This window comes from Microcoleus sp. S28C3 (genome assembly GCF_036700785.1).
Lineage (GTDB): Bacteria > Cyanobacteriota > Cyanobacteriia > Cyanobacteriales > Microcoleaceae > Microcoleus > Microcoleus asticus.
Genome location: NZ_JAUBPO010000218.1, coordinates 1 through 4734, shown reverse-complemented (window position 1 = coordinate 4734; position 4734 = coordinate 1). Strand labels below are relative to the sequence as shown.

Genomic DNA, 4734 nt, shown 5'->3' with positions numbered 1-4734 from the left:
ATCTTGCACTTTACTCTCGATCGCGCGCTCGAAACCCAGGCCACGTAAAGTGCGATCGATATATTCAGCAAGCCCTAGTTATTTGTATTGGCGGGAGTTGATCTGAAGAAAAAGCGATAGCTTTTTTATTAAGAGAAAATCACGATTGCAACCACTTCATAAACTTATTCGTCGCAGTGCCGATCGACTGTCCTACTTGTTTCTTCAAACGCCACCGCTGAAACGCTTGTTCGTAATCTTCCCCTTCAGTTTGATAAACATTCCAAGCATTCAGCGACAATCCCAATCCCCACGTTAGTAAAATAAAAAGCGACCAAGAAAGCTCGTGCGCTGCTGCTAAATTGAACAAAACTAAAAAAGTATTGATAATGCCGTACTTTGTCACATTTTTCTGCAATTTGCGACGACGGTAAGTGTTAAAAACCAGCTTTTCTTGAACTTCTCCTCTAGTTGCTAACCATTGCTGTTCCGCCGCCAGAATATCCTGTTCGGAAATGCCCAATTCCGCCGCAATCTCGAAAAGCTGGACTCTGGATAATTCCCCTTCATCCTGGCGCCGCGCGATCGCAAGCTGTAAAATACCTTGAGCATCCTCTGATCCGTAAATTTGATTTATTTGACTTTCATTTGTCGCCATAACAAGTTTCCTATAATTCCTGACATCATTTCTATGATAGAGATAACCGCAGTTAAACGGCAGGTAGTGACATTGGCGGATTTCAACACCCGGAAAATGAGGAGGCGATCGCACTTCGCACAGTCGCCAACCGTGTAGGTAGTTCACCCCAAAGTATACATCCAGCCATCCCTCGCACAAACCCTCACAATTCCGTCCCAAACTACAGGTGTCGCCTCAAATGACAAACCCGGTTTAAATCTCCCTGATTCTATTACTTTCAAACGGTAAAACTCGCCTTTAGCATTTCTCAAAGCATTCTGATCCCCAGACTTCGCTCGTTCCCAATTTAAATTGAACAAATAAACACCGTTGTATCCTGCACTGATCAGCTTATTGCCATCGGTAAAAATCGGAGTAGAAATTGAAGAACCAATGGCTTTTTTAAACACTATTACCGGAGTATCGTAAGACTGCTTCCGCCAAGGTACAGCAATTTTTTTACCTGTAACCATATCTTGGGAACCGATGTACAAATTGCCGTCGATCGCATTTGTGGCAAACAGGGCCGGAAACTCCCCTGAATTGTACTCGTCATTCAACGCCACCGAGCCAATTATCCCTCCTTCCCAGCTAGAAACTCGGCGATTTCCAGTCGGCAAAAACCATTCAACACAGGCATTCGGTTCCTTGTTGGGATTCAGCTTTAGCACTCCGCCGTTGCCCTGAATGTATTGTTTTTCAATCGCACAAAACAGTTTACCCGATTTAGAAATTACAGCACTTCCGTCCAAATCTGAACCCGTATAGAAATCCCAGACTATCTTTTTAGTTTCAATGCTAATACCGTAAATATGACCGGAACCAGCAGCTATAAATATTCTATCTTTGAGCCTCGATGGGGATGATTCCGCTACCAAGTTTCCGCCATGCTTGCTGATATCTCCTGCTGCATAAAGCTGTACTTCCGACAAGATATTTGGCTGCTTGATTCCTTGTTTGATTTTTGCCTGGCTTGTGGAACTATCGAGAAAATAGCCGATCGCATTTTCCCCCGCATTGAACAAAACGCCACCGCCGATGTCCAAAGCGCTGCTGTCATTATCGCGGCTGTAGCTGGGCGTTCTTCTGATGTCCAATTTCCAAAGTTCCTTGCCAGTTCTAAAAGATATTGCCCTAAAACTCGGCACGACATTTTTGCCACCACCGCCACTGCGGCTTCCCTGCAAAATCACAATTCTGTTTTCGGCGCTGGCTTTTTCATCGATATAAATCGTTGATGAACCTTTAATTATATCATCAAATTTATAGCGCCAAACTTCTTTATTTGTAGCAATATCTATTTTGCGCAAATTGTGGTCGTAAGCACCTATAATTAAATAAGTTTTTCCCCCGTCTCTGGTAATAGTCGGCTGTCCAGTCCAACCGGCGCCGCTCCAAACTACAGACCGCCTTCCCAGAAAAGTCCGGCCGCTGCCGAGTTGAAATTTGTCAATTAACTTCAAACTTTTCGGAACACCTCTGCCGTAGAAACGGCGCTTGTCGTTACCTAAAAATGTCGGGACTAATAATTCTATTTCTGGCTCTGCTTTTGCCAGAGAATTGTTAAGATTAGTTTCTAATAAAGCTTGTTCCGAGGATTCAGTTTGGTACAGTTTGAGAACAGCAGGAGGAACAGCGGCGCTCAGCAAAAATTGTCCGAGCTGTTGATTGAAGGTTCTCCGAGATGATAAACTCATGTTAGATCGAGATAATCAGCCATAACATTAAAACACAATTATCAGCAACAACTCAATTAAAACATCTCGCGCTAAACTGCTAGAGAACTGACAAGCTTACCCAGTACGAGTGAAAGTGGATTTGATTATGGTCAACCGTCTTGCTCAATCCCAAAGCCTTTACCTGCGGAAACACGCCGAAAATCCGATCGACTGGTGGCCTTGGTGCGACGAAGCTTTGGAAGCGGCCCGGAGCGAAAATAAACCGATTTTCCTGTCAATTGGCTACTCTAGCTGCCACTGGTGTACGGTGATGGAAGGAGAAGCATTTTCCGATGGCGCGATCGCTCAATACATGAATTCGCACTTTATACCGATAAAAGTCGATCGCGAAGAACGGCCGGATATCGACAGCATTTATATGCAAACCTTGCAAATGATGACCGGTCAAGGCGGTTGGCCGCTCAACGTTTTTCTCACTCCAGACGAGCGAGTTCCCTTCTACGGAGGCACTTATTTTCCCGTAGAACCGCGCTACGGACGACCAGGGTTTTTAGAAGTTTTGCAAGCAATTCGCCGCTTTTACGACACAGAAAAAGGCAAAGTTGAAGCCTTCAAAGCAGAGATTTTAGGCAACCTCCAACAGTCGGCAGCGCTGTCAGGGGTAACCACCGAATTAAATCGCGAAATTTTTCAAAAAGGCTTAGAAACTACCACCGGAATTATTGCCGGCAGCAACCCCGGCCCCAGCTTTCCGATGATACCTTATGCTGAGCTAGCACTGCGGGGAACGCGATTTAATTTTGAATCAAAATACGACAGAAAACAAGTCTGCACTCAGCGCGGATTAGACTTAGCATTGGGTGGAATTTACGACCACGTAGGAGGCGGATTTCACCGCTACACGGTTGATGCGACTTGGACTGTGCCGCACTTTGAAAAAATGCTCTACGACAACGGTCAAATTGTTGAATATTTGGCGAATTTGTGGAGCGCGGGAATACAAGAACCCGCTTTTGAAACTGCGATTGCGGGGACAGTAGAATGGTTGAAGCGAGAAATGATTGCGCCAACCGGCTATTTTTATGCTGCACAGGATGCAGACAGCTTTAACACTTCTGAAGAAGTTGAACCGGAAGAAGGAGCATTTTATGTCTGGACTTATGCCGAACTGGAACAACTGTTAACTGCTGAGGAATTGGCGGAAATTAAAGCACAGTTTACTGTTAGTCGCAGCGGCAATTTTGAGGGTCAAAATGTATTGCAGCGCCGCCATCCGGGAAAACTGAGCGACACGGTAGAAACGGCTTTGGCTAAACTCTTTGCTGTTCGCTACGGTGGCAATCCCGATACTGTAAAAACTTTTCCCCCAGCCCGCAACAATCAAGAAGCTAAAAATGACAATTGGCCGGGTAGAATTCCCGCAGTAACTGACACGAAAATGATTGCTGCTTGGAATAGCTTAATGATTTCGGGTTTAGCCCGCGCTGCGGCTGTTTTTGGAAATTGGGAATATCTGGAATTAGCTGCGACAACTGCTAATTTTATTTTAGAGAATCAGTGGACGGATGGGCGGTTTCAGCGGTTGAATTATGACGGACAATCTGCTGTAACCGCGCAGTCGGAAGATTATGCTTTGTTTGTGAAAGCATTGTTGGATTTGCATCAAGCGAGTTTGACTTTAGGAAACGGGGAAGAAGCAAAACAGTTGCCAAATTCTCAGTTTTGGTTGGAGAAAGCTGTGCAGGTACAAGAAGAGTTTGATGAGTTTTTGTGGAGCGTGGAATTGGGAGGATATTACAATACTGCTAAGGATGCTAGCGGAGATTTGTTGGTGCGGGAACGCAGCTATATAGACAACGCAACTCCGGCGGCGAATGGAATTGCGATCGCCTCTTTGGTTCGCCTCGCACTGCTGGCGCAAAATTTGGAATATCTCGATCGCGCGGAGCAAGGTTTGCAAGCTTTCAGCAGTATTGTACAAGATGCTCCGCAAGCTTGTCCGAGTTTGTTTTCTGCTCTCGATTGGTATCAGCATTCTACCCTAATTCGCACGACTCCCGACCAGATTTCCGGGTTGATTTCGCAGTATTATCCGACTGCTGTCTGTCAGATTGAGGCTGATTTGCCTGAAGGGGTTATCGGGTTAGTTTGCGAGTGTTTGACTTGCAAAGAACCGGCGAAAAGTCAAGAGCGGCTGTTGGCAGAAATTTGGCAAAGTCAAACCCGAGTTTAGCACGGGGAGCGGGTTTACGAGATTCTTAGTTTTCAGGCGACGCATTTTGTCTGGTGCGTCGCCTATGAGATTATCGAGCTTATTTTGATACAGCAGATTGCAAGTTTATAGATGACAGTAGCAGCATTTAGTAAACCAGTTTTTTAGATGTTGAGGATTTATTA

3 protein-coding genes are annotated in these 4734 nt (G+C 45.3%); 1 reads left to right on the top strand and 2 read right to left on the bottom strand.

What is annotated here, in order from left to right; all coding sequences use genetic code 11:
- Positions 1-139 precede the first annotated feature (139 nt).
- Together QUA13_RS31620 and QUA13_RS31615 are read right to left on the bottom strand one after the other, a co-directional pair.
- Complete coding sequence (locus QUA13_RS31620; protein ID WP_172185182.1) at positions 140-637, bottom strand: 2TM domain-containing protein; 498 nt, start codon at positions 635-637, stop codon at positions 140-142.
- Positions 638-780: 143 nt separating this feature from the next.
- Entirely contained in the window at positions 781-2355 is a 1575-nt protein-coding gene (locus QUA13_RS31615) for an outer membrane protein assembly factor BamB family protein (protein ID WP_333204923.1), read from the bottom strand.
- A 127-nt stretch (positions 2356-2482) separates the two neighbouring features.
- On the opposite strand from QUA13_RS31615, the gene QUA13_RS31610 reads away from it, so the two are divergent.
- Positions 2483-4570, top strand: a complete 2088-nt coding sequence (locus QUA13_RS31610) for a thioredoxin domain-containing protein (RefSeq protein WP_333204921.1) — start codon at positions 2483-2485, stop codon at positions 4568-4570.
- The last annotated feature ends 164 nt before the right edge of the window (positions 4571-4734 follow it).